At 72.1% G+C, this 247-nt stretch carries 1 protein-coding gene; it reads left to right on the top strand.

Translation table 11 applies throughout. From position 1 onward, the window contains the following. On the top strand, positions 1–247 hold a 247-nt coding region (locus tag AA75_RS51160), incomplete at both ends, for a hypothetical protein (protein WP_199520494.1).

Raw genomic sequence — 247 nt, 5'->3', positions numbered from 1 at the left:
CCCCGCCGGTGCCACCGGCATCAAGGACGCCCGCGCCACTACCACCCGGACCCTCGACCTCGCCGGACGCCCCGTCGCATCGAGCAGCGTCTTCGCGGACACCACCCTGCCCGCACCCGCAGCCTCGACCGGCGTCTACGACGGCCTCGGCCACCTCGGCCAGACTACGGAGAACGACATCACCACCATCCCGGTCTACGGCTACGGCGGTGTCCAGACCGGTGCGCAGATGCGGCCCGCCAGTGAG

It is taken from the genome of Kitasatospora sp. MBT63 (assembly GCF_000710465.2).
GTDB lineage: Bacteria > Actinomycetota > Actinomycetes > Streptomycetales > Streptomycetaceae > Kitasatospora.
Note: the sequence above shows the minus strand (reverse complement) of the source record. Positions and strands in the feature narration are given on the sequence as shown.